This window comes from Sutcliffiella tianshenii, assembly GCF_016908565.1.
Lineage (GTDB): Bacteria > Bacillota > Bacilli > Bacillales > Bacillaceae_I > Sutcliffiella_A > Sutcliffiella_A tianshenii.
The window spans coordinates 385,278-408,445 of the sequence record NZ_JAFBED010000003.1 but is presented as its reverse complement, the minus strand read 5'-3'; the positions used below and the strand labels follow the sequence as shown (position 1 = coordinate 408,445).

Annotated in this window: 25 protein-coding genes; 21 read left to right on the top strand and 4 right to left on the bottom strand. The window is 43.7% G+C overall.

The genetic code is table 11. The annotated features are described in order from the left end of the window. Positions 1-42 precede the first annotated feature (42 nt). The 4 genes from JOC95_RS08950 (at position 43) to JOC95_RS08935 (ending at position 3,537) form a co-directional block, all read left to right on the top strand. Positions 43-1,938 (top strand): alkaline phosphatase D family protein, encoded by a 1,896-nt coding sequence (locus tag JOC95_RS08950; protein WP_204415298.1) that lies wholly within the window; start codon positions 43-45, stop codon positions 1,936-1,938. Between the two features lie 13 nt (positions 1,939-1,951). Then, on the top strand, positions 1,952-2,149 hold the full coding sequence (tatA, locus tag JOC95_RS08945; protein WP_204415296.1) for a twin-arginine translocase TatA/TatE family subunit: 198 nt from the start codon (positions 1,952-1,954) through the stop codon (positions 2,147-2,149). Positions 2,150-2,212: 63 nt separating this feature from the next. Continuing rightward, positions 2,213-2,932: a twin-arginine translocase subunit TatC gene (gene tatC / locus JOC95_RS08940; protein WP_204415294.1), complete on the top strand. Its 720-nt coding sequence runs from the start codon at positions 2,213-2,215 to the stop codon at positions 2,930-2,932. Between the two features lie 176 nt (positions 2,933-3,108). Continuing rightward, a complete protein-coding gene (locus tag JOC95_RS08935; RefSeq protein WP_204415292.1) occupies positions 3,109-3,537 on the top strand; it encodes a hypothetical protein in 429 nt (142 codons plus the stop codon). 215 nt (positions 3,538-3,752) lie between these two features. Here JOC95_RS08935 and JOC95_RS08930 read toward each other — a convergent pair whose 3' ends face one another. Both JOC95_RS08930 and JOC95_RS08925 read right to left on the bottom strand, forming a co-directional pair. After that, a complete protein-coding gene (locus JOC95_RS08930) occupies positions 3,753-4,289 on the bottom strand; it encodes an NAD(P)H-dependent oxidoreductase (protein WP_204415290.1) in 537 nt (178 codons plus the stop codon). 87 nt (positions 4,290-4,376) lie between these two features. Beyond that, positions 4,377-4,802 (bottom strand): MarR family winged helix-turn-helix transcriptional regulator, encoded by a 426-nt coding sequence (locus JOC95_RS08925; protein ID WP_204415288.1) that lies wholly within the window; start codon positions 4,800-4,802, stop codon positions 4,377-4,379. Positions 4,803-4,972: 170 nt separating this feature from the next. Between JOC95_RS08925 and JOC95_RS08920 the strand changes: the two genes are divergently transcribed. Then, positions 4,973-5,965: an aldo/keto reductase gene (locus JOC95_RS08920; RefSeq protein ID WP_239582791.1), complete on the top strand. Its 993-nt coding sequence runs from the start codon at positions 4,973-4,975 to the stop codon at positions 5,963-5,965. Between the two features lie 6 nt (positions 5,966-5,971). Further along, on the top strand, positions 5,972-6,550 hold the full coding sequence (locus JOC95_RS08915) for a TetR/AcrR family transcriptional regulator (protein WP_204415286.1): 579 nt from the start codon (positions 5,972-5,974) through the stop codon (positions 6,548-6,550). Between the two features lie 9 nt (positions 6,551-6,559). On the opposite strand, the gene JOC95_RS08910 is transcribed toward JOC95_RS08915, so the two are convergent. Next, positions 6,560-7,117: a TetR/AcrR family transcriptional regulator gene (locus JOC95_RS08910; protein ID WP_338083076.1), complete on the bottom strand. Its 558-nt coding sequence runs from the start codon at positions 7,115-7,117 to the stop codon at positions 6,560-6,562. Positions 7,118-7,420: 303 nt separating this feature from the next. Here JOC95_RS08910 and JOC95_RS08905 point away from each other — a divergent pair, with 303 nt between their 5' ends. The 13 genes from JOC95_RS08905 to yiaA all read left to right on the top strand — a co-directional run bounded on the left by JOC95_RS08905 (position 7,421) and on the right by yiaA (position 18,016). Beyond that, on the top strand, positions 7,421-9,364 hold the full coding sequence (locus JOC95_RS08905; protein ID WP_239582819.1) for an efflux RND transporter permease subunit: 1,944 nt from the start codon (positions 7,421-7,423) through the stop codon (positions 9,362-9,364). Between the two features lie 2 nt (positions 9,365-9,366). Next, on the top strand, positions 9,367-11,163 hold the full coding sequence (locus tag JOC95_RS08900) for a YhgE/Pip domain-containing protein (RefSeq protein WP_239582790.1): 1,797 nt from the start codon (positions 9,367-9,369) through the stop codon (positions 11,161-11,163). 106 nt (positions 11,164-11,269) lie between these two features. Next, positions 11,270-11,866 carry a class I SAM-dependent DNA methyltransferase gene (locus tag JOC95_RS08895; protein ID WP_204415282.1) on the top strand — a complete coding sequence of 199 codons (597 nt, stop codon included), beginning with the start codon at positions 11,270-11,272 and terminating at the stop codon, positions 11,864-11,866. Between the two features lie 57 nt (positions 11,867-11,923). Beyond that, positions 11,924-12,778 carry a phosphotransferase family protein gene (locus JOC95_RS08890; protein ID WP_204415280.1) on the top strand — a complete coding sequence of 285 codons (855 nt, stop codon included), beginning with the start codon at positions 11,924-11,926 and terminating at the stop codon, positions 12,776-12,778. Between the two features lie 159 nt (positions 12,779-12,937). Further along, positions 12,938-13,111, top strand: a complete 174-nt coding sequence (locus tag JOC95_RS08885; RefSeq protein WP_204415278.1) for a hypothetical protein — start codon at positions 12,938-12,940, stop codon at positions 13,109-13,111. Positions 13,112-13,296: 185 nt separating this feature from the next. After that, a complete protein-coding gene (locus tag JOC95_RS21530) occupies positions 13,297-13,422 on the top strand; it encodes a hypothetical protein (RefSeq protein WP_275580533.1) in 126 nt (41 codons plus the stop codon). A gap of 165 nt (positions 13,423-13,587) precedes the next feature. Beyond that, positions 13,588-13,770 (top strand): hypothetical protein, encoded by a 183-nt coding sequence (locus JOC95_RS08880; RefSeq protein ID WP_204415276.1) that lies wholly within the window; start codon positions 13,588-13,590, stop codon positions 13,768-13,770. Between the two features lie 124 nt (positions 13,771-13,894). Then, positions 13,895-14,818, top strand: a complete 924-nt coding sequence (locus JOC95_RS08875) for a VanW family protein (protein WP_204415274.1) — start codon at positions 13,895-13,897, stop codon at positions 14,816-14,818. Positions 14,819-14,907: 89 nt separating this feature from the next. Beyond that, positions 14,908-15,303, top strand: a complete 396-nt coding sequence (locus JOC95_RS08870; RefSeq protein ID WP_204415272.1) for a VOC family protein — start codon at positions 14,908-14,910, stop codon at positions 15,301-15,303. A gap of 161 nt (positions 15,304-15,464) precedes the next feature. Next, the gene (locus tag JOC95_RS08865) at positions 15,465-16,040 is read left to right on the top strand and encodes a bifunctional transcriptional activator/DNA repair enzyme AdaA (protein WP_204415270.1); all 576 of its coding nucleotides are present in this window, start codon (positions 15,465-15,467) and stop codon (positions 16,038-16,040) included. Beyond that, positions 16,037-16,942 carry a DNA-3-methyladenine glycosylase family protein gene (locus JOC95_RS08860; protein WP_239582789.1) on the top strand — a complete coding sequence of 302 codons (906 nt, stop codon included), beginning with the start codon at positions 16,037-16,039 and terminating at the stop codon, positions 16,940-16,942. The genes JOC95_RS08865 and JOC95_RS08860 overlap by 4 nt, the downstream gene beginning before the upstream one ends. Next, positions 16,935-17,414: a methylated-DNA--[protein]-cysteine S-methyltransferase gene (locus tag JOC95_RS08855; protein ID WP_239582788.1), complete on the top strand. Its 480-nt coding sequence runs from the start codon at positions 16,935-16,937 to the stop codon at positions 17,412-17,414. The genes JOC95_RS08860 and JOC95_RS08855 overlap by 8 nt, the downstream gene beginning before the upstream one ends. A 140-nt stretch (positions 17,415-17,554) precedes the next feature. Then, a complete protein-coding gene (gene yiaA, locus JOC95_RS08850) occupies positions 17,555-18,016 on the top strand; it encodes an inner membrane protein YiaA (RefSeq protein WP_204415266.1) in 462 nt (153 codons plus the stop codon). A 456-nt stretch (positions 18,017-18,472) separates the two neighbouring features. Here yiaA and JOC95_RS08845 read toward each other — a convergent pair whose 3' ends face one another. After that, positions 18,473-20,503, bottom strand: coding sequence for a S9 family peptidase (locus JOC95_RS08845; protein ID WP_204415264.1), 2,031 nt, complete (start codon positions 20,501-20,503; stop codon positions 18,473-18,475). A 178-nt stretch (positions 20,504-20,681) separates the two neighbouring features. On the opposite strand from JOC95_RS08845, the gene JOC95_RS08840 reads away from it, so the two are divergent. After that, complete coding sequence (locus tag JOC95_RS08840) at positions 20,682-21,749, top strand: DmpA family aminopeptidase (RefSeq protein WP_204415261.1); 1,068 nt, start codon at positions 20,682-20,684, stop codon at positions 21,747-21,749. Positions 21,750-21,829: 80 nt separating this feature from the next. After that, a complete protein-coding gene (locus JOC95_RS08835; RefSeq protein ID WP_204415259.1) occupies positions 21,830-23,080 on the top strand; it encodes an MFS transporter in 1,251 nt (416 codons plus the stop codon). Positions 23,081-23,168 lie beyond the last annotated feature (88 nt).

Genomic DNA, 23,168 nt, shown 5'->3' with positions numbered 1-23,168 from the left:
ATTAAGCTATAAGCGTACCTAACTTACGAGGAGGAGACAGCGTTGAGAGAGAGCAGAAGAGTGGAAAAGGAAGCGTACGATCAATCTAAAAGGACTTTTTTGAAGTATTTTTTGGCTGGTTCCGCAGTAGTTGCGTTAGAGACGACAGGAGTTGGAAAATTGACTTCCTTCCTATCAAAGGCTCATGCGGCTGAAGGTGTTTCGCCTTATAAAGGGCTTTATCCCATTGGGGAAGGATTTCCACAATCGGTAGCTTCAGGTGACCCGACATCCAGTGGCATGATGCTATGGACGAGAGTGGATCCCTCAAAGGAAAATGGCTTCTCTACAGCAGAAATCACAAGTGATGTCATCTATTATATAGAGAATGCATCTCCGGATAATGATGAAACGCTGATGGACGCAATCGACCAAGGAAAGTTCGTCATGTTTGAAGTAAGTACAACAGAAGACTTTTCAAATGTAGTGGTTAAAGGCTTCTCCCCAATCTGGAAGGATCACGATAATGTGGTCCGGATCGATCTGGACGGCAAGCTTGCTCCAAATCAGACCTATTATTATCGTTTTACAACGAAAAAAGGTTATGTAAGTAGAACTGGTACATGCAAAACGCTTCCCCAAGAGAATAGTCAGGTTGCCTCTGCCAAGATAGGCTATGTCTCCTGCCAAGATTATACGAATGGTTATTTCAATGCACTTGGTCACATGGCAGACGAAGAGATGCTATTCTTCCTGCATCTTGGTGATTATATCTATGAATCTGTAGGCGATGCTGCCTATCAAGGGAATTTGAAGGATAGACAAATCAAACTTCCGAGTGGACAGGCTAAAGCCTTTACTAAAGAGGACTATCGAAAGCTTTATCAAACGTACCGTGGAGATAAGGATTTACAGAAGCTGCATGAACGTCATGGGATGGTGGCGACATGGGATGATCACGAGTTTGCCAATGATGCGCATTATCCTGCAGTGGCACCGGATGATAACCCGGAATCAGATCCGGCGCGAAGGCTGGTGGCAAATCAGGTTTGGTTTGAGTACATGCCAGCGCGTGTTCCTTATGACGGAACGAAGTCCTTTGAGGAGTCCATCAAAATATATCGTGCTGTGACTATTGGGAACCTGGCAACGATCCTTTTAACGGACGAGCGTTTGTATCGAAATGCCCATCCTTGTGGACAGGGGACATTAGATCGCTATATTTCCGGAGGCTGTGAGGCCATTAATCATTCCGAACGGACGATGCTTGGCAAACCACAGCGAGATTGGTTTTTGAATGAATTGAAGAACGCAAACAGTACTTGGAAGATTTGGGGCAACGAAGTTCAAATCACTCAAATGAAATTACTGAATCGCTATTTGAACCTGGATGCCTGGGACGGCTTTGCCTATGAAAGGGATCTGATTGCACAAGCCATCATTAATGGGAAGATCGATAATTTCATTGCGCTGACCGGTGATTTTCATACCTTTGAGGCCTCATATCTTCAATATAAATACGATAGAACCAGCGAAAAGTATGGCGTGGAGTTAATGGTAGGTTCGGTTACATCAAGTAATCTCAGGGAAACCTTGCGCAACGCGTTGAACCAGGCTCCTGATACGTCCGGCCCGATTCCGATTGACGCCGCACAGGAACTAATCGACATCGTGAAAGGCCGCTTAAGTGGGGTAACGACCATTACTGCCGAGATTCTCTTTAAAGAAATACAGAAGATTGTCAAGCTTGAGAACCCATGGATTGAATTGTTTGATAGCACCACCCATGGTTATGCAGTACTTGAGCTCTCGAACACGAAAGCCACATGGACTGCCTACGCAGTTGACAATATCGAAAGTCCAAATGCAGCCAAGTCATTGTTATGGCAATGCGAGGTTCCAAATGGTGAAGTGAAGATCAATATCACGCAAGGTCAAGACTTGATCACACAATCTTAAGGAGGACGAAAATATGCTACAAAACATTGGTATCCCAGGTCTTATCATTATTCTTGTCATCACCCTGCTCATTTTCGGACCGTCCAAGCTTCCCGAGATCGGAAAATCATTCGGTGTCACATTACGCGAGTTTAAAAAGGGGACAAAAGATTTAATGAAGGATGATGAACCAGTGGACACAAGCAAGAAGGTAGAAGAGAAAACGTTGTAATAAAGAGTGGGCTATCTTTTTCAATGGATAGTCCATCATTTATTTTACAAAGGAGGATGCCTGGTGGAAAAGACTTTTTTTCTCACACATATTGCAGAACTAAGAAAAAGGCTGCTGATGATCCTTTTCTTATACGCTACTATTTTTCTAATAAGCTTTTTTCAAGTGGGAAAGGTCTATAGCCTGATCATGAGGGAGGCTGAAGTGAAGTTGACGGTGCTTGGCCCATCTGAGATATTGTGGGTTTACTTTATTCTTGCCAGCACATGTGCCCTAGCTGCAGTCATCCCATTTGCAGCATACCAAATATGGGCTTTTGTCCAACCTGCCCTTAAGCCTATAGAACGCAAGTCTACCGCACTATTAATCCCGGTGATGTTCATTCTGTTTGCAGTTGGCATATCTTTTGGATACTTTGTCGTATTCCCGAAGGTTTTTGGTTTCGTCGTGACTTTATCAGAAGGGATGTTCCAGACCATGTTCACAGCCGAGAAGTATTTCCGCTTTCTTTTCCAGATCACGATTCCACTCGGGCTTATCTTTGAGATGCCGGCCATCGTATGGTTTTTAACGAAGCTAGGCATATTAACCCCAGCCTTGATGACAAAATACCGGAAATTCGTATACTTGGCCATGGTCATCCTATCAGCCGTCCTTACCCCGCCGGATCTTATATCACAAATGTTCGTCCTTATCCCATTGATCCTGCTATATGAATCTAGCATATTTTTATGTAGCTGGGTCAAAAGGGATCGTGCCGTCATTTCTGAAAATGTTCAATAATCCTATCTGTAGGATGATATATAATTGTTAAATGAGTCTTCTTCCAACTGGAGAAGAACTGTTTTTTCTGTATGGGGAAGCGAGGGAACGGTTCCCAGCTTCCCTTACGAAACTTTTTAAATGTTTATCACGTATATTAAAATGCAAATAAAATTACATACAGTGGGATGATGCAAATGTATTATGCTATGTTGATACTCGGCATGGTGTTATTGTTCATTGGAGTTTTTTGGATTGTTTTTATGTGGAAGGAAAAAGAAGTTACTGTCTCCAATATATTTAAAGTTCTATTATCATTTATACTAAGCGGATTGTTACTGGTAATAACCCTACCTAGCCTGAAATATATGGTGTTTAAAGAGTATGAAGTTGTAAAAGGGACTTGTACAATTGAGATAGATTCTGGTGGGAGAACCAGTTCCGTAACAATAAGAATGGTAGAAATGGACGAAATATTTGATTTTAGAAAAATTCCTGACTTGGATTCCTATGGAAGGGCAGTTTCCTACTATTGTGAGGTTACTGTTACAAAGGATCATGAGTTTGGAATAGGTTATAAAATTTTTGATATTGAATCGAGAGAACTTATAGAAGCAAGTGAATGACTTCGTATTTATAATTTTTGTATGCTTTTTACCGAGCTATATTGATATAGATGTTTTTAAATAAACGTTTGTTTAATTGGTATTATGGTGTTGTTGTATGAGGGTTTATAGTTACTCGGGAAACTCCGACAAAATATTTATGTATATCAGGATAGTTTATCTATGAGTAATAAAAAATAGGAAGCAGAGAACCATCCCCCTGCTTCCCCTTTTGATTAAGCTTTAATGATTGATGACTGAAGTACATATTCTACATATGCTTTTGCATTGGCTGCCAGTTCTTCTTCTGAGACATGCATGACTCCGTTTAGAACAAATAACGGCATGAATCGAGTGCCGATTAGATTGCTTGTTTGCTGTAGTGGAGTAGTTAAAGTCTCCATTGTGAAATGGTTATAGCCAGTTGGGTGATATGCTTCTTTTGGACCAAAGGTTGAAATTGCAAGACCAAGTTCTTTTCCGTGAAGCTTGTCTCCTCCTGGTCCATAAGCCCAGCCGTATGCAAGGACTTCATCCTGCCATTGCTTTAATAATGCTGGCGAGCTGTACCAGTAAAATGGAAATTGCAAAATGATGCGATCATGAGCTTCTAATAGGCTTTGTTCATATGCAACGTCAATTTTCCCATCTGGATAGGCTTGTTGAAGAGCGTGAACCGTAATTTCTTCATGCTTTTGCAGTTCCTCCATCCACGTGCGGTTGACACGGGATTGTTCTATATTGGGATGAGTGATGATCACAAGTGTTTTCATATTAGAAAGTCTCCTTTATTTTTCGTTGTTTGTACAAGCAAATGTTTAGTGGTATTTCCTTTGCGTTTTCAGCAAAGGATAATAGGATTACTTTTCAAGCTTCTTACCAGCTTCGTTAATTAATGAATTGAGTGTTTTTCCTTCTTCTTCACCTAGGATATCGGAATAAGAACGGAATAATATTTTCCAACCTTCTTTAATATCTGTCACGATTTCATTGCCTTTTTCAGTTGGATAGTTTAACGATCTTTTACCCTCTGTTTTTCGCTCGATCAACCCTTTTTCCACAAGCTTATCCACAAATCGAGTGATGGTAGATGGCTTAAGGTGGAGAGCTTCTGCTAACTCTGACTGGGATATGCCCGGCTTTTCAATGACTAGCATCATCAAAAAGGCATGAGTGGGAGATAACCCTGTTTTTGCAAAGGACTCCTCAGCCATTTTAGTAATGGAACGTGAAAGCTTATTGACTGTGAAATACAGACAATTATCAAAAAAATCATCTAAATTCATAAAAAAACCCCTAACATTTTTGCTTGTACATACAAATTACAATGTTTCATTTTGTTTGTCAAATTGTAAGTTTTAAAATCCAATAACATAACAAATGACAAAATTTAATATTTGTCATTTGTCATTAGCGTGTGCTATGATGAATTCATAAAAGTAAGGGGAGTGTTTAAATGATGGAATATAGAAAGAATGGTAAGGATGGTCCGTCCGTTTCGGCCATTGGTTTAGGATGCATGGGAATGTCCGATCTTTATGGTGCGGCAGACAGAAAAGAAAGTATCGCAACCATCCATGAGGCACTTGAGAAAGGGATCACACTTTTTGATACCGGGGATTTTTATGGTGTGGGTCATAATGAACTGTTGCTAAAAGAAGCCCTTGAAGGGAAAAGACGTGAAAATGCGTTCATCGCCGTTAAAACCGGTGTGTTGCGATCACCGGGTGGTGGATGGATCGGCATGAACAATCGCCCGGAGGCAATCAAGAATAATCTTGCCTACACGCTTCAGCGCCTTGGCGTGGATTGCATCGATCTCTATCAACCAGCTCGCGTAGATCCAAGTGTTCCGATTGAGGAAACGGTAGGGGCAATTGCGGATCTGGTGAAGGCTGGTTATGTGAGGCACATCGGGCTTTCGGAAGCGAATGCTGAAACTGTTCGCCGTGCTCATGCCATTCACCCGATCAGCTGGCTGCAAATTGAATACTCCCTTTTTAGTCGAGGGATTGAAATAGAAATCCTGCCTACCTTGCGTGAATTAGGAGTCAGTCTCTCTGCTTATGGGGTTCTATCACGGGGATTATTAAGTGGTAAATGGACGAAGGATCGCCAAAGTGTACCAGATTTCCGTTCATTCTCACCACGCTTCATGGGAGAAAATCTGGATAAGAACTTAACACTAGTAGAGGCTTTGAGAAAAATTGCGGAAGAAAAAGAAATAAGCGTAGCTGAGCTCGCCATTGCATGGGTCCTTTCCCGCGGGGAGGATGTCATCCCATTGATCGGGGCTCGTAAACGGTCCCAATTACAGGATGCACTAAGCGCAGTCAGCATTCAACTAAGCCAAACGGAGCTTGAAAAAATAGAAAGAGCCGTTCCTGCGGAGGAAGTTGCCGGAACCCGTTATGCTGCGGAACAAATGGGCTTACTTGGAGTGGAATAAACAACTATGGCTGATTTTCTGACAAAAGAAACCATCTTAGATACAGCAGAACAAGTGCTTCGCCGTTTTGGACCGGAGAAAACAAGTGTGGTTGATGTAGCAAGGGCACTGAATGTAAGCCATGGGACGATTTATCGGCACTTTTCAAGTAAAGCAGCTTTAAGAGAGGCCGTTGCAGAAAGATGGCTCCACAGTATATCTGAACCATTAAAAGCAGATTTTGCACAAGGTGGTTCATCCGCTGAACGATTGCGCTTATGGTTTGAGATGCTGATCAATATTAAACATACACTCGTCCAAAAAGATCCTGAGTTGTTTTCGATGTATACGACCCTCGTCCAGGAGTCGGGTGAAGTGGTTCATGATCATATAGAAGAATTAATCAAACAAATCATCCCCATCATTGAAGAGGGGATCGCTAACAATGAATTTAAATCCAGTGATGCCACGAAAACGGCAACAGGTGTCTTCCTGGCAACGGCACGGTTTCATCACCCGGCACTTGCGATGGAATGGGCATCGCCTAGCATCAATCAAGAATTTGATATCGTATGGAATGTGATTCTCTCCGGCATTGTGAAATAGAAAAACACCCTACCGCATATCCGACAACCCCCTGTTAATGAAATGGTGAAGCAGTTCCGCCATTTCCTTGGGGGTTTTTTTCATGCCGTTTTCCAGCCAGCTCTTGATCATGTAGATGCTGCCACTTACATAGAAGATACTCAGATAGTCGTAGGTTTCGCGGTCGAGCTGCTTGTGGTCGGTCAGCCAGTTTTTGAAGATGAATTCCTTTGCGATGCTCATGCCTTTTTTCTGGAATTGGACCTCGGTGTGTTCACTGAGCAGTATGCGGCAGATATCGCTTTTTGCTGCGATGTATTCGAAGATCTTCTCGGTCATCTGGTAGGCTTCATCTTCCTTGGAGAAGTTGTATTGGTTGAGCGTATGGACCATATCTTCTGTAAACTCTTCATCGATAGAATCGAGCAAGTCATATTGGCTTGCGTAATGGGCGTAAAAGGTGGAGCGGTTGATGTCGGCGTGCTCGCAGATCTCCTTGATGGTGATGCTGGCGATGGGTTTTTCCTTCAGGAGTTCAAGCAAGCTGTCTTTCAGTACCATGCGTGTGTATTTCTTTCGTCTATCCATATCAATTATCATTCCTTTCATGAAGCGGGAGATTTGGAAGCAGAGAACCGTCCCCTGCTTCTTAACCAACATAACGTTCAAGAGTGTTGTGCAACCGACATTTTGAAAGCAACTGCTTGTTGAATGTCCAACACCGTGTCTTTTATAATAATAAAATGAAATGATGGAAGACACAAGAGAGGATGAACGACGATAAATATTGCATCACGTATCATTAAACATAAAAAGGCTGTGTTAATTGCGTTTACATTGGTAACGATCATTGCCACGGTGGCACAGTTCTTTGTTTCGGTCAATTACAATATGGTCGATTATCTGCCGGATGATGCACAGTCTACCCGTGCGATGGAGGTCATGGAGGAGGAGTTCACCGGTGCGGTACCGAATACGCGTGTGTTGATCCCTGGGGTCTCGATCCAGGAAGCGCTAAGCTTCAAGGAACAGCTCGAGGCGATCGACGGTGTCGGGGATGTGCTTTGGCTTGATGATGTGGTCGATCTGAAGACTCCACTTGAGATGGCGGACTCGAAAATGGTGGAAACCTATTATAAGGATGGCAATGCCCTGTTTAGCATCAGTGTCCGCAGTGGGGATGAGGTGGCCATCACCGATAGCATCTATGAGTTGATCGGGGAGGAGGGGGCGATTGCCGGTGAGGCGATCAATACCGCTACGTCCCAGAAGATGGCCGGCAATGAGTCGATGTATGCGACGCTATTGCTCGTGCCGATCATCATTTTGATACTGGTCCTGTCCACTACTTCCTGGGTGGAGCCGGTCTTTTTCCTGACGGCGATCGGGGTGAGTGTGCTGATCAACCTTGGAACGAACATCTTTATCGGCGAGGTTTCCTTTGTCACCCAGTCGGTTGCCCCGATCCTGCAGCTGGCGGTATCGCTGGATTATGCAGTCTTTTTGCTGCATAGCTTTTCCGATTATCGCAAGAAAACCGATAACCCGGAAGAAGCGATGGAGCTTGCGATGAAGAAGTCTTTTCCGGCCATCACGGCAAGTGCCGCTACGACCTTCTTCGGATTTATCGCCCTTACCTTCATGAACTTTGAAATCGGTGCCGACCTTGGGCTCAACCTGGTAAAGGGGATTGTGCTGAGCTTTGTCAGTGTGATGGTATTCCTGCCGGCATTGACGCTCTATTTTTATAAATGGATGGATAAGACAAAGCATCGGAGCTTTGTGCCAAGCTTTAAGGGAATCGGAAACATCGTGCTGAAGTTCAAGGTTCCAAGCTTGATCCTGGTGTTTGCCCTTCTTATCCCTGCGTTCATGGCGCAGAGCAATACGGCCTTTACGTACGGATTTGGCGAAATACCTGAGGATACGCGTTCGGGTCGCGATTTTAAACTGATCAACGAGACTTTCGGGGAAAAAACGCCGCTTGTGCTGCTCGTACCTAAGGGGAATGTGGCCAAGGAAGAAGAGCTCGTTGCAGACCTTGAGGCGCTTGATTATGTGACAAGTGTCATCGCATATGTAAATACGGTGGACGCTGTGATCCCGCCGGAATACTTGGAAAAATCGATCACAGATGAATTTTATTCGGAGAATTATGCGCGGATCGTCATCAACACAAATCAGGGGACAGAGGGCGACATTCCTTTTTCCATCGTAGAAAAAGTGGAAAAGGCCGCTGCTGATTATTATGGAAAAGATGCGCTCGCCCTAGGGGAAAGTGTGACCTTGTTTGATATTAAAAACACTGTCACAAAGGATAACATGCTCGTCAATATCTTGACGGTTGTAACGATTGCGATTGTGCTCCTTGTTGGCTTCCGGTCGATCTCGATCCCGGTCGTGTTGCTTGTGACAATTCAGTCCGCTGTGTGGATCAACCTATCGATTCCGTATTTCACCGAAACATCACTGGTGTTTGTCGGTTATCTGATCATCAGTACGGTCCAGCTTGCAGCAACCGTCGATTACGGAATACTTTTCACGGAAGCCTATCAGCATCATCGTAAGGAAATGTCGGCGGTCAAAGCGATGGTAAAAACCCTGGATGAAAAGACGTTTTCGATCTCGATTTCAGCAGGGATCCTGTCAAGTGTCGGGTTCATTCTATGGATCACCTCCTCGAATCCGATTGTCGGGGCGATCGGTCTATTGCTGGGAAGAGGGACGTTGCTTTCTTTTGTGATGGTGCTATTCTTCCTGCCGGCACTATTGCTCGTAGCCGACAGGCTGATTAAAAAAACAACCTATAAAGCGGACTACTATAAGGAGAAGTGATGATGAGAAAACAACTACAATATACAGCACTCGCAGGCATGCTCGTCCTGCCATCGTTCCTTGGTCATGGAGCTTTGGTGGAGGCGGAGACAACAGGTAAGGTTGCGTCCAAGGATGAAGTGGTCTATGCCACATTGAAAGCAAATGGAGAGCTCGGGCCGATCTATGTCGTCAATACGCTTGATGTGGCCCGTGCCGGAGAGATACTGGATTTTGGAAAATATGAGAGTGTGAAGAACCTGACCGATTTGACCGAACTGGAGCAAGTAAAGGAAGAAATCCGATTGGACGCATCTGAGAAAGGGAAGTTCTTTTACCAAGGAAATCTGCCGGAGGGAACGGAGCTGCCGTGGGATGTCACGGTGACGTACTTGCTTGATGGCAAAAAGGTGGAGCCAGCTGATTTGGCTGGAAAATCAGGCGAGCTTGAGATCTTTATCGAGACGTCTGAAAACGAGGGCGCCGGATCCGTCTTTTACGAAAATTACTTGCTGCAGGTTTCCTTGATGCTGCCGAACACCTATCAGGATATAGAAGCAGCGGACGGGATGATCGCCAATGCCGGGAAGAACAAGCAGATCACCTTTACCGTCATGCCTGGCCAAGAGGAAAAGATGACCGTGACGGCAACGGTGAAGGACTTTGAATTTGATGGCGTGCAGATTGCAGCAGTCCCATCCACCTTGCCGATAGATACGACAGGTACGGAAAGCATGACTGAGGACATGGGGCAGCTGACGGATGCCATCAAGCAATTGAATGATGGCGTGGCAGAGCTGGAAAGTGGAGTTGCTGAATTGAATGATGGCGCAGGACAACTTCGTGACGGTTCCTCTCAGTATAAAAACGGAATAGGTAAGTTGAACGGCTCGTCCGCCGAGCTGGTCAATGCCTCGAGCTCGATTCAAGACGCATTGAGGAAAATAAATGCCGGACTTTCCGGGGATGCGGGACAGGTGGATCTAACCGCACTGGCAGAGTTGCCGGCTGGCCTTACGGAACTGGCGGCTGGCTTGAAAGAGACAGCCGATGGCATGGCGGTATTTAAGGAAAACTATGCGAAAGCCTATGGTGCATTGGATGGCGCCATCAAAGAAATACCGGCTAAGCAGCTTTCTGAAGCAGAGATTGCCGAGCTTTATAAAAGTGGGGCCAACCCTGCAACCTTAGATAAACTGGTGGCTTCCTACTCTGCGGCCCAAAAGGTAAAAGGCACCTATAACCAGACAGAGCAAGCCTTTGCCGCAGTGGAGCCGTCCCTGACTCAGATGGAAGCAGCAGTAAGAGAGATGAGCGGTGCGCTTTCCACCATCGTTGGTGAGATTTCCACTTCACTGAAGGAAACCGATCTCAGCGGGTTCAGCGAGCTGCAAAAAGGAATCTCCAGGCTTTCAGCCAACTATGGTGAATTCCATTCTGGACTGGTTGGTTACACAGGCGGCGTAGGTGAACTGTCAACCTCCTACGGTAAACTGCACGCTGGCCTTGTCGAGCTGAGTGATGGCACTGGTGAATTGGAGAATGGTGTAGTTGGGCTTGAAGACGGAACAACGGAACTATATGAGGAAACAAAAGACCTGCCAGAAAAAATGCAGGACGAGATCGATAAGATGATCCAGGAATACGACAAATCCGATTTCAAGCCGGTTTCCTTCGTATCTCCGAAAAACGAAAAGGTATCATCCGTTCAGTTTGTAATCAAAACAGAAAGCATCAAAAAAGCGGAACCTGAAACAAAAGAAGCAGAACCGGAAAAGAAAAAAGGCTTCTGGACCTTGTTGAAGGAACTCTTCAAATGAAAAATGAAAAAACCCTAAAAAACACAAAACAAGAACGCTTGGATTTTAGATTCCATGCGTTCTTGTTATATAATGACCACTAAGTAGCAATATAGGGGAGTGGAATATGGAAAGTAACGTTTTTGAACAGATGGCAAAAAAATATGATACAGAAGATAGAATGGAATTGTCTAAAGTTATTGTAAAGGAAGTAAGACCGGAATTACAAAATAGTCTATCTAAATCTTTAATAGACTATGGAAGTGGTACTGGCCTGGTCAGCTTGGAATTATCAGATTTAGTAGATTCTATTTTGTTAGTGGATTCATCAGAACAAATGTTGGAGGTTGCGAAAGCTAAAATTTCTCAAAGAAGAATCATCAACTCAAAAGTGCGTTTTTCAGATTTTACCCAGGAAACGCCGGAACTCAAGGCAGACATCGTTTTACTGTCACTCGTCCTTCTTCATATTCCCGATACTAATAAAATTTTACAGGAATTGTTCAACATTTTAAATGATGATGGCAAACTCATTATTATTGATTTTGACAAAAACGATCAAATATATCATCCGAAAGTACATAACGGTTTTTCACATGATGAACTGAAAAATAGATTATCCGAAGTTGGATTCAACTCAATTAAAATGAAGACTTTCTATCATGGGAAGGGCATTTTCATGAAACAGGATGCCTCTATGTTTATATCCAGTAGTGTAAAGTGAAAAAGGAAGCAAATGAAGCCCTGCTTCCGATATTTAGATATGATTGGAAGTGTTAGTTTGTCTGAAAAAATATTAAAAGAGCATTTAATGGATAAGTACGGAGATTTTATCCCTGTTCGATTAAGTGGAGGATACACTAATGAAACGTTCTTGTTAAAAGGAACCCGCCCTCCTTTAGTGGCTAAGGTTGCAAATTCTTTTAACCAGGACATTCAAAACGAAATAAATTGCCTAACACTTAATCAGGAAACAGGTGTAGTTCCCAAAGTCTATGATTTTATTGAAGCAGAGAATTTTCAAATAAGTGTAATGGAGTACAGAGAAGGAACCAATGGGCAATTTATTTTAGATAATAATGACTTGGAAAGAACAAAAGATTTATATAAAATCTTAGGAAAGTCCCTTTCAGAAAATATCCACTCCAGAAAATATAACTTCAACTCAAATGGAATAAAAGAATGTGATTTAGATACCCTGAACTTTAATTTAGATTTTGTACCTGAAAGCTTAATACAATTTTCAAAAGAGATATTAGAAAAAATCAATGATACTAAAGAGGAATGGGTTTTGACGCATGGTGATTATGGGATGCACAATGTGCTATATGCAACCGATAACACTATTACTGTTTTAGACTGGGAATGGTCAGAATGGGCAAACCCTTTAACAGATATAGGTTGGGTCTGCTGGTTTACAAAACTTCATTATCCAGAGCATGCGAGCTTATTAAATTCATTATTCATAAAAGAATACAAAAGTAATAGCCATGTTCATTTATCTTCTGAAAAACTAAAAGCATATTGTGTATATAAAGTCTGGAAAGTATTAAATAAAGTGAAGGATGGACCGCAAGAGGTACTAGAGGAATGGGTTAAGCGGTTAAAATGGACAATTGAAACAGATGTCATCTAAGAGGGGTCCATTAATAGTTAATATGCAGCCATAAAGGAAAAAGCTATCATTCCTAAGTATTAGAGGACGAGGAGTGATAGCTTTTTTTAAGGTGATAGAAAAATGAAACTTTTCACATTAATATTCCGTAGAATATAGTAAATATAAGGAGGGATTCCGATGATCTGGTTATTTATCATAGTTCCTGTAGTGATCCTTTTGGGTATCGTAATTTTTATGGATAAGAAAAATAAAGGGGTGGGCAATGCCCCTGACGTGAATAAAGGGAATCATGGCATTGAAACGGAGACAACAAGGTTTCAGCATTATAACGATAATAACGGCGGAAATTGATGAAGCTGATTAATAGCTGAAGATACGACCATTTAAGGTATTGTTGAATTGAATTCATCCATGATCTCCATCAACAGGCCAAAGAGAATAAGACAAATAGGCACTACATTTAAAACAAGGGCAAAATTCTTTTAGATAATTTCTCTTTACTGAACATGGAAACGATGCTTAAAGGGATGCCCACCATGGAAGCTAGAAATGTCAGTGATGCGAGGAGTTTTAAGAAAGAAGCCGCGCTCCCATCCGACATGATGGAACTAATGAATAAGCATACTGGTATGACAATGATCGTTGCCAGTGCGATAAAGTAAGCGATATTAGTGAAAAGTTTCAAATCCTGCCTCATTTTCAACATCTCCACCTTTTTGAAGTCCTTATTTAATGATACCAAAAAAATACATTCTTGTTTAACATAAACCATAACGTATATTTCTCCTTCCAGATTTCATACTAACAGTTGAAAAGGAGGGATACTTATGGCAAAACGCAATGGCAAGACAGACGCAGCGCAAAAGAACAAACAGGGCTTTGACTCCAGTAAGTCGGATTCGGAATTCTCCAAGGAATTAGGCAGTGCAGCTGCCAACCGGGCGCATAAGGAGAAGGCCAAGGAAGAAAAATCATCCAAGAACCAGGGTGAATGGAACGGGATGAACTGATTTCTACTGAAAAAGCCTTCATTTCCGGATAAAGACGGAGGTGAAGGCTTTTTAATATATGCACCGAAAATTTCATTAAAATCGCTGCTCTTGCCCATACTAATCCAGGGAGGTAGAGCGACTTATGATACAAATTTGGTTAGCAGGTCTTTTATTATTGGCTCAGCCTGTCGGGCATAGCAGCAATAGCTTGATTATCACGCAAGAAGGGCAGCAAATTACTACTATGGAACGTGAGGAATTCGCGATGCCACTTCCGGGAACACCGATTATCAATGATGACAAATATAAAGAATTCGTAGAGATGCTTGATCAGAAAATATATCGTGCTCCCCAAAATGCGGTGATTAACGAGCATGGGGGCATAGCTTCAGAAAAGATAGGCTACAAATTAAATCGCAGGGCGTTCAAGGAAAAGTTTTATGAATACTTTTATAGCAATGGCCCAGCAAAAATGGAAGTGCCCCTATCCGAGATCTATCCAAGGGTCGATAGTGAGCTGCTTTCTAATATCAGAATCAAACAGATCGGTCAATATGTTACATATTTCAATTCCTATAATAAAAGTCGTTCTCATAATATATTTCTTGCCGCAAATGCGATAGATAATCATGTCATTTTCCCGAATGAGACGTTTTCCTTTAACAAGGTGGTTGGAAAAAGAACGATTGAGAAGGGGTACCTGCGTGCGCCGATCATTGTGAGGGGGGAATTGTCAGAAGGGGTAGGCGGTGGTATTTGTCAGGTGTCCTCCACATTGTACAACGCTGTGGACCGTGCCGGATTGAAAATTGTCGAGCGTTATTCCCATAGCCGGAATGTTCCTTATGTTCCTGCGGGACGTGATGCGACCGTAAGTTGGTATGGACCCGACTTCCGGTTCCAAAACCAATACAATCAACCGATATTGATACGGGCAAAACGATATGGGGGCAGCATGATCGTGACGCTTTACTCTTCGGATGTAATCAATTATGAACCGCGGGTGGTGCCGCGTGCTGCATCTACCTTACCAGAGGAAATTAATATAGAACTAACTGAAAGATAACTCTATCCTATTCGAAAAGAAGGATATCCCACTCTATAAAAAGAATACTTCTAGTGAAGAACATATGAACTAGTGTGGAGGGATTTATCTTGGGGAGACTGGTGCATTTTGAAGTCCATGTGGACAACATGGAGCGTGCAAAGACATTTTATGGCGAGGTATTCGGTTGGAAGTTTGAGGACTGGACGGATTATGCGGGAATGCCTTATTTCGGTGCAGTGACAGGGGATGCGAATGAGCCTGGGGTCAACGGTGCTTTGATGCAAAGAAGAGGTCCTGCGCCTGAAGCGAACCAGCCTATGAATGGATTCTCCTGCACGATGGGCGTGGCGGATTACGAGGCTACAGAGAAGCTCATCCTCGAGCATGGCGGCAAGGTTGCCGTCCCTAAGTATGCCCTTCCTGGCATGGCGTGGCAAGGGTATTATGTGGATACCGAAGGAAATGTCTTTGGCGTTCATCAGCCGGATGAAAACGCGAAGTAAGTAAACAAAACAAGGGGACGGTTCTCTGCTTCCGAAGCAGAGAATCGTCCCCTTGATTCTTTAGACCATAAGAGCAAGAATGAGGTCGAAATGTCTATTCATGACTTGTTAAAATAAAATAAAAGAATGGCATCGGCTAAAACAGGAAGGACGGAAAGCGAATGGTTGCTAGAGTAAACCTTACTTTTGAAGAAATGTGGGAGAAAATAATTGCTTGCGACAGTAAGTATGATGGTCTATTTTTTACGGCAGTGAAAACAACCAAAATCTATTGCCGTCCTTCCTGTAGATCTAGGAAGCCGAAGAAAGTAAACGTGGAATTCTTCCATGACATCCATGAGGTGGAAAAGGCAGGCTATCGTGCCTGTAAAAGATGTCAGCCGAAATCGGATCATGCTCCACATATTGAACTGGTTAGAAAGGTCATTTCCTTTTTAGTGAATCAATATAAACAAAAGCTGGAACTACAGGATATTGCGGATCATGCAGGTGTAAGTGCCTATTATCTTGAGCGGCAATTCAAACAGGCAACTTCAGAAACGCCTCGTTCCTATCTGGAGAAAATCAGAATTGATAAAGCGGCTCATCTTCTGAAAAACACTGATCGAACGAATCTTGAAATCTGCTATGAGGTCGGATTCCAAACGCCATCCAACTTTTATAAAGTGTTTCGCCGGTTGAGAAATTGTTCACCCAGTGAATATCGAGCACTGATAAGAGAGGAGAAACAGCATTGAATTGGATCGATAATGGCTCCTCTATTGAGATTCATCCCCCGAGCGACTTCAATTTTAAAGAGTGTCTCATGTTTTTAGGAAGATCTGAGCAAGAGGTATTGCATCAAATAAGAGATTACAATTTTTATAAACTGATAAAAATAGATGACGAATTTATTTTATTGAAAATAGGAAAGGTGAATGATGTCATTAGAGTGGAATTTCCGATTGGCATTCCGACTCCAGGTTTGCGTGAAAAAGCTGCATCCTACGTGTGGGAATACTTTGATATGAATCAGGAACTGGGAAACTTTTACGACATGGCCTATTCTGATAAGGTTCTACAGAACATCGTCAAGAAGTATCGGGGATTACGTATAATTTGTATACCGGATCTATTTGAAGCGCTGACCTGGGCGATTATTGGTCAGCAAATCAATTTAACTTTTGCCTATAGGTTAAAAAAACGATTTGTTGAACATTTTGGAGAATGTCTCACTTTTGAAGGAAACACCTACTGGTTATTCCCCGAAATTGACACGATCGCACAGCTAGATATAGAGGATTTAAGAAAACTCCAGTTTACAACCCGGAAGGCGGAATATATTACTGGAGTTGCAAAGGCTATGAAAAGTGGGCATGTAACAAAAGAAGCCTTGCAACAACAAGATTATCAGCAAGTGAAGAAATCTTTAATGGAAATCCGTGGTGTTGGAGCTTGGACGGCCGATTATGTGATGATGAAATGCCTGCACCATCCCGTTGCATTTCCGGTAGCGGATGTCGGTCTGCATCAGGCAATCAAGCTTCAATTGGGGCTTGAACGCAAACCCTCGATCGAGGAGTTAGAGGAGCTGTCAACAAACTGGGCAGGATGGCAGGCGTATGCAACCTTTTATTTATGGAGGTCTTTATATGAGTAGTGGAATACATAAATTAGATTACAAAACACCGATTGGCTTACTTGAAATAACGGGAACGGAGGAAACTATCTGTTCGATTATGTTTGAAGAGCGGGAAGAAATAGAAAATCTTATGCAAGATGATACGCCAAAGGTTTTAGCGCTTTGCTGGAAGCAACTTGATGAGTACTTTAAAGGGGAGCGGAGTGAGTTTACATTCCCCTACACTTTTCAAGGAACGGTCTTTCAACAATCAGTGTGGAACGCATTGAAAGAAATACCTTATGCCGAAACGGGTTCCTATAAGGATATTGCTGTTTCAATCGGCAATGAAAAAGCCATCAGGGCAGTCGGAAGTGCAAATGGCAGGAACAGGCTGACCATTGTGATTCCTTGTCATCGAATCATCGGGTCAAATGGTACATTAACAGGCTATGCAGGTGGCTTGTGGAGGAAAGAATGGCTTTTGAATCACGAAAGGACTTTTAAATAAGTTCAAACAAGGGGACGGTTCTCTGCTTCCGAAGCAGAGAACCGTCCCCTTGCTTCGTTCCGAAATTTATTTAATATTACAACTATGTAAAAAATTGCTATAATAAATCTGAGTGTATTGACCATAAAGGGGAGAGTCGAATGGAGCAAAATCCATTAGAAAGAAACAATGGTAAGGAAGCAAGGGTGAAGACGGAAAGAAAAGAAGGGGAGCCTACTGCTGCCTTTAAAGGTGCGAGCTGGGCAGCACTGGCTGTCGGTGTGTCCGCTTATCTGATTGGCCTGTTCAATGCCGGTATGGAGCTGAATGAAAAAGGCTACTACTTCGCTGTATTGGTATTCGGACTTTACGCAGCCGTATCCCTGCAAAAAGCGGTACGCGATAAAGAGGAAGGGATTGCTGTAACCGGCATCTACTACGGCCTTAGCTGGTTCGCCGTTATTATCGCTATTTCCTTGATGGCGATCGGACTATATAACGCGGGCAGCATCATCCTGAGTGAAAAAGGATTCTATGCGATGGCGTTTGTGCTGAGCTTATTTGCTGCGATCACGATCCAGAAAAACATCCGGGACACGCAATTGGCGAGGGAGAAGGATTAAATTAAAAAGGTACCTGCACACAGTTTGGTGCAGGTACCTTTTTTCTGTCGGGCTTAGTGAAAAAATGAAATAATGGATTCATCCAGAAGCAAAAACATCAATATTTGCTTGTTTTTAAAGGGGAAGACCCTGTTTCCTTGTTTGTCGGTTTGTCACTGGGAGCTGAAAAATGCAATATGCACAAAAAACTAGATTTGCGGTGAAAAACCATGCTCTTTCGGTGAAAAATTTCAATTTGCGCACAAAAATCAGATTTTACGATGAAAAAGTAAGGGTTTATGCACAATTCGCAGGATGTGGTAGATTTCGACACGCGCTCAACTTCGCCCCCGCCCCCGCCCCCCACCACCAAAAACCAAAAATCCTCTCCAACATGAACATAAAAAAGCAGGACGGAAACACAATCTGTTTGCCCGTCCTGCTTTAATTGCTCTACATGAGTGTACTGCCAATCACTTATTCCGCAGTCCCAACTGTCTCCTTTACCTCTTGTTGAACCAATCGATCATCAAACCATCCGATCAGATGCTGCAAGCGCTCCAAGCGGTGCTTCGGCTTTCCGGAACGGGACAAGTCATGGTTCTCATCCGGGAAGCGAACAAGCTTTGTATCAACACCTAATCGCTTCAGGGCGATATACCATTGCTCTGCCTGCTCCATCGGACAACGCAAGTCCTGTTCGCTGTGCAGGATCAGGGTCGGAGTCTTGACGTTACGCGCATGGTGAAGCGGAGAGATTTCGAGCAGTTTCACTGCATCTTCCCATAGATCCGCATGCCCGTGCTGCCATTCGGTGAAGAAGAAGCCGATGTCGCTAGTGCCGTAGAAGCTGTGCCAGTTGCAGATGCTTCGCTGGGTGACAGCTGCCTTGAAACGGTCGGTGCGGGTGACGATGACGTTCGTCATATAGCCGCCATAGCTTCCGCCTGTCACGAATTGCTGCTCGTGATCGATGTAGTCGAAGTTTGCCAGGGCATAGTCTGCACCTGCCATGATATCTTCATAGTCCATTCCGCCGTAATCGCCGATGACGGCATTCACAAAGTCGTGGCCATAGCCGTGGCTGCCTCGTGGATTTGTATAAAGGACCACATATCCTTTTGAAGCCATCAGCTGCATTTCATGGTGCAGGCCATTTCCATACGCCGTTGCCGGACCGCCGTGGATTTGAAGGATCATCGGATATTTCTTGCCTTCTTCAAATCCATAAGGCTTTAAAACCCAGCCTTCAATCTCCTTGCCGTCTGTGCTAGGGTATTTGAAGTTTTCCGGTGTGCTTAGATGGACCTCGCCATAGAGCGCTTCGTTCCAATCCGTTAACTTCTCTGTATTTTCCACGTCATTCAAATCCTGCACTACCACGTCCCCTGTGGAGTGAGGAGTGGCAAGAACCAATACTGCTTTATCGTCATTTACGATATCGTAGGAAGTCACAACGCAGGCAGCAGGGGATAGCGCAGCTGAAACGTCTCCTTCGATGCTTACCTTGAACAGCTGGCAATCGCCGCCGACTGTGGCATGGAAGTAGATGTTTGAGCTGTTGGAATCCCAGATCAATCGTGGCTCTGCAGTGTCATACTTCGCATCGACCCCAACGAGATTTCCGACTGTGTAGTCGAAGCTTTCGGTCAGGTTTTTCACCTCGCCTGATTCTACTGAAATCAATAGCACATTGGCATTCCCCTGGCTTCTTTCGCCGCGCTCATGACCAGCTACAGCGAGCCATCTGCCATCCGGTGAAAAAGAAGGCGCCATCACATAGCCATTGGCCTGATAGAAAAGGGTCTCCGTTTTTGCTTCGATATTGTATTTCCAGATCGCAGGGAGGTAGCCCCATTCTTTGTCCTCTGCCTTTGTTCCGATATAGAACAGTTTTTTTCCATCTGGAGTGAAACGGGGTTGCCCGAAGTCATGCTCGCCATCGGTGATTTTCGTATAGGATTTTGCATCGATATCGTAAAGGTACACATGCTTGCGATCCTCATTATAGATTCCGACGCCGTCCCCTTTATAGCGAAGTCTTGTAATCACCTTCACATCGCTTTTTTCTTCTTTTTTCTCTTCCTTATCAGTGGCAAGCTTCAACTCGCCGCTGATTGTGAGTGCAAGCTGCTTTCCGTCTGGAGACCAGACAAAATCACCGATTCCCTGCTTGACGTCTGTCAGCTGAACCGCTTCGCCGCCGTCCGTATGTAAAAGCCAAACCTGATTCTTCCCTGTACGATTGGAGCGGAAGGCGATGGCCTTTCCATCTGGTGACCACTTCGGAGCCACATCTTTTACGAGGCTATCCTTGGAATAATGGGACGTAAACTGTCTGCCTGCACCTTTTAAATCAGAAACATAAATGGAAGAATAATAGCCATCCTTCTCCTTATCCACCTGAGTGAGGACATAAGCAACCTTGTCCTGGTTTGGAGAAACTTTCGGATCTCCGACAAACTTGAATTTACATAAGTCTTCTGCTGTAATTGGACGTTTCGTCATTGTACATACCTCCATTATTGGCAATCTATGAGTCTATCATATCATTTCGTGAGGCGAAACAAAATATTAATTTTAGATATTTCTGTATTTTATAAAAATAGAATCTGCAGATAGAAGTATTTTATAAATCCTTGTCGAATAAAGTAAGTAGATTAATCTAGCTGATAGGAGAGATTCGATGCACAATCAAAAAAGAATACGGGATTACGGCGTCCGAATTGGCCGAATGAAGCCGGGGCCACGTAACGCCATTACAGATGTAGAAGGAGTGACTGTCGGCCATGTGACGCTCAGTGATGGGAAAATGCAAACAGGAGTAACAGCCATTTTGCCGCACCAAGGAAACATTTTCAAAGAAAAACTGATAAGCGCAAGCCATGTCATCAACGGATTCGGAAAAACGATGGGGACGATTCAAATGGCGGAGCTCGGCACATTGGAAACACCGATTATTCTGACCAATACATTAAATGTCGGGACCGCGGCAGATGCGTTAATCGACTACACGCTGGGGCGAAACCCAGAAATCGGCCGGACAACTGGAACCGTCAATCCCATCGTCGGAGAATGCAACGATATGTTTTTGAATGATATAAGGGAAAAGTTCGTGAAGCCGGGGCATGTTCTTCAAGCATTTGAGAATGCCTCAACTGAATTCAAAGAGGGAGCGGTAGGGGCTGGAACAGGCATGCTCTGCTATTCCTTGAAAGGGGGCATCGGTTCTGCATCCCGGATCATAGAAATGAAACATGGAAAGTACACAATGGGTGTTCTAGTGTTAACGAATTTTGGGATATTGGAGGATCTCAGGATTAATGGCAAGGCAGTCGGCCAGGAGTTGGCAGATGCAATGGAACAGTCTTACAAGGATAAGGATGAAGGCTCCATCATGATAATCGTTGCAACCGACCTCCCAGTATCGGAACGGCAACTGAATCGGATCATCAAGCGGTCTGTCACCGGCTTATCGAGGACAGGTTCCATCATTACAACCGGAAGTGGTGAAGTTGTCATAGGCTTTTCCACTGCAACCAGGATCCCCCATGAAAAACCGGAGCACTGCCTATCATTGCCGATGATTCATGAAGAGGATATTGATATGGCCTTCAGGGCAGTGGGGGAAGTGACGGAAGAGGCCATTTTGAATTCACTTGTTACCGCAGAGGCTGTGGTGGGACGAGATGGCAATGTGCGGCCGGCATTAAAGGATTTAATCGAGGAGTTTACTCTTTCTTTAATTCAGTGATAAAAACAAGTGTGAGCAGGCGATGCGATGTTTATAATGAAGTTGGAGCAACTATTATTTGTAGAAATGAGTGGTAAGCTATGACTCAAGTAAAGAACATTATTGAGGAGAATTGGCTGAGGAATATCATCCTCTTTCTTAGCAGCCAGACGATTTCCCTATTTGGCTCGTCCTTGGTTCAATATGCCATCATGTGGTACATAACGCTCACAACTGGTTCGGGCTTGATGATGACGTTATTCATCATTTGTGGCTTTATCCCGTCTTTTATTTTATCGCCTGTTGCGGGGGTGTGGGCAGATCGCTATAACCGAAAAATGCTAATCATCCTTGCGGACAGTCTCATAGCCATTGCCACACTGATTCTTGCCATTCTCTTTTTGATGGGCTTTGATTCGATCTGGCTGCTTTTTGTGATGGCGGCGGTTCGTGCCTTTGGAACAGGAATTCAGACACCGGCTGTTGGCGCAATTTTACCGCAAATTGTACCAAAGGATAAACTGACAAAAGTAAACGGGGTAAATGGCAGTATCCAGGCTATTATTATGTTCGTATCCCCATTGGTCAGTGCGGCGCTATTGGGCTTGACGTCGATTGAAGTTATCTTCTTGATTGATGTCGTTACAGCAGTGATCGCGATTTTTACACTTTCTTTCTTTTTGAAAATTGCAGTACACGAGAAGGCAAACACCAAGCAGACGACAAGTTATTTTGCGGATTTCAAGGAAGGAATACATTATGTGAGCAATAATCCTTTTCTAAAGCAGTTCTTTTTATTCTTTGCTGTCTTTTTCGTATTGATGGCGCCTGCCGCATTTCTGACTCCGCTGCAGGTGACGCGGAGCTTCGGTGAGGATGTGTGGCGTCTTACCGCAATTGAAATTGCATTTTCCATCGGTATGATGATAGGCGGTGCCGTCATCGCTTCCTGGGGTGGATTTTCTAACAAGGTGAAAACGATGGGACTTGCAAGCATCATGATGGGGGTCTGTACTTTTGCACTCGGCGTTGTTCCGCAGTTCTGGTTTTACTTAGGCCTCATGACGATATTCGGTCTTGCTGTGCCTATATTCAATACTCCAGCCACTGTGTTGCTGCAAGAGAGAGTGGAAGAGGATTATCTGGGCAGGGTATTTGGCGTATTCGGGATGATCTCCACTTCGATGATGCCGCTTGGAATGCTGATATTCGGCCCGATAGCTGATTTTATCGCGATCGAATGGCTGTTAATCGGAACGGGAGTATTGATCATCATCCTTGCAATTCTTTTAGTACGGAACCGCGTATTGTTGGAGGCGGGAAAGCCTGTTTCGGAGGAATTGAAGGTATAGAGGAATTGGGACGGTTATGTAACTGTCCCAATTTTTTTGTGCTTTTTTAGAGCATTTTACTAGGTGTAATTTTTCAATATCTGATACG

Bases quoted from the DNA above. Each gene is read 5' to 3' on its own strand.
- tatA (WP_204415296.1), top strand. From the start codon at position 1,952: ATGCTACAAAACATTGGTATCCCAGGTCTTATCATTATTCTTGTCATC.
- JOC95_RS08935 (WP_204415292.1), top strand. From the start codon at position 3,109: ATGTATTATGCTATGTTGATACTCGGCATGGTGTTATTGTTCATTGGA.
- JOC95_RS08930 (WP_204415290.1), bottom strand. From the start codon at position 4,289: ATGAAAACACTTGTGATCATCACTCATCCCAATATAGAACAATCCCGT.
- JOC95_RS08925 (WP_204415288.1), bottom strand. From the start codon at position 4,802: ATGAATTTAGATGATTTTTTTGATAATTGTCTGTATTTCACAGTCAAT.
- JOC95_RS08920 (WP_239582791.1), top strand. From the start codon at position 4,973: ATGATGGAATATAGAAAGAATGGTAAGGATGGTCCGTCCGTTTCGGCC.
- JOC95_RS08915 (WP_204415286.1), top strand. From the start codon at position 5,972: ATGGCTGATTTTCTGACAAAAGAAACCATCTTAGATACAGCAGAACAA.
- JOC95_RS08910 (WP_338083076.1), bottom strand. From the start codon at position 7,117: ATGGATAGACGAAAGAAATACACACGCATGGTACTGAAAGACAGCTTG.
- JOC95_RS08905 (WP_239582819.1), top strand. From the start codon at position 7,421: ATGGTCGATTATCTGCCGGATGATGCACAGTCTACCCGTGCGATGGAG.
- JOC95_RS08900 (WP_239582790.1), top strand. From the start codon at position 9,367: ATGAGAAAACAACTACAATATACAGCACTCGCAGGCATGCTCGTCCTG.
- JOC95_RS08895 (WP_204415282.1), top strand. From the start codon at position 11,270: ATGGAAAGTAACGTTTTTGAACAGATGGCAAAAAAATATGATACAGAA.
- JOC95_RS08885 (WP_204415278.1), top strand. From the start codon at position 12,938: ATGATCTGGTTATTTATCATAGTTCCTGTAGTGATCCTTTTGGGTATC.
- JOC95_RS21530 (WP_275580533.1), top strand. From the start codon at position 13,297: ATGGAAGCTAGAAATGTCAGTGATGCGAGGAGTTTTAAGAAAGAAGCC.
- JOC95_RS08880 (WP_204415276.1), top strand. From the start codon at position 13,588: ATGGCAAAACGCAATGGCAAGACAGACGCAGCGCAAAAGAACAAACAG.
- JOC95_RS08875 (WP_204415274.1), top strand. From the start codon at position 13,895: ATGATACAAATTTGGTTAGCAGGTCTTTTATTATTGGCTCAGCCTGTC.
- JOC95_RS08865 (WP_204415270.1), top strand. From the start codon at position 15,465: ATGGTTGCTAGAGTAAACCTTACTTTTGAAGAAATGTGGGAGAAAATA.
- JOC95_RS08855 (WP_239582788.1), top strand. From the start codon at position 16,935: ATGAGTAGTGGAATACATAAATTAGATTACAAAACACCGATTGGCTTA.
- yiaA (WP_204415266.1), top strand. From the start codon at position 17,555: ATGGAGCAAAATCCATTAGAAAGAAACAATGGTAAGGAAGCAAGGGTG.
- JOC95_RS08845 (WP_204415264.1), bottom strand. From the start codon at position 20,503: ATGACGAAACGTCCAATTACAGCAGAAGACTTATGTAAATTCAAGTTT.
- JOC95_RS08840 (WP_204415261.1), top strand. From the start codon at position 20,682: ATGCACAATCAAAAAAGAATACGGGATTACGGCGTCCGAATTGGCCGA.
- JOC95_RS08835 (WP_204415259.1), top strand. From the start codon at position 21,830: ATGACTCAAGTAAAGAACATTATTGAGGAGAATTGGCTGAGGAATATC.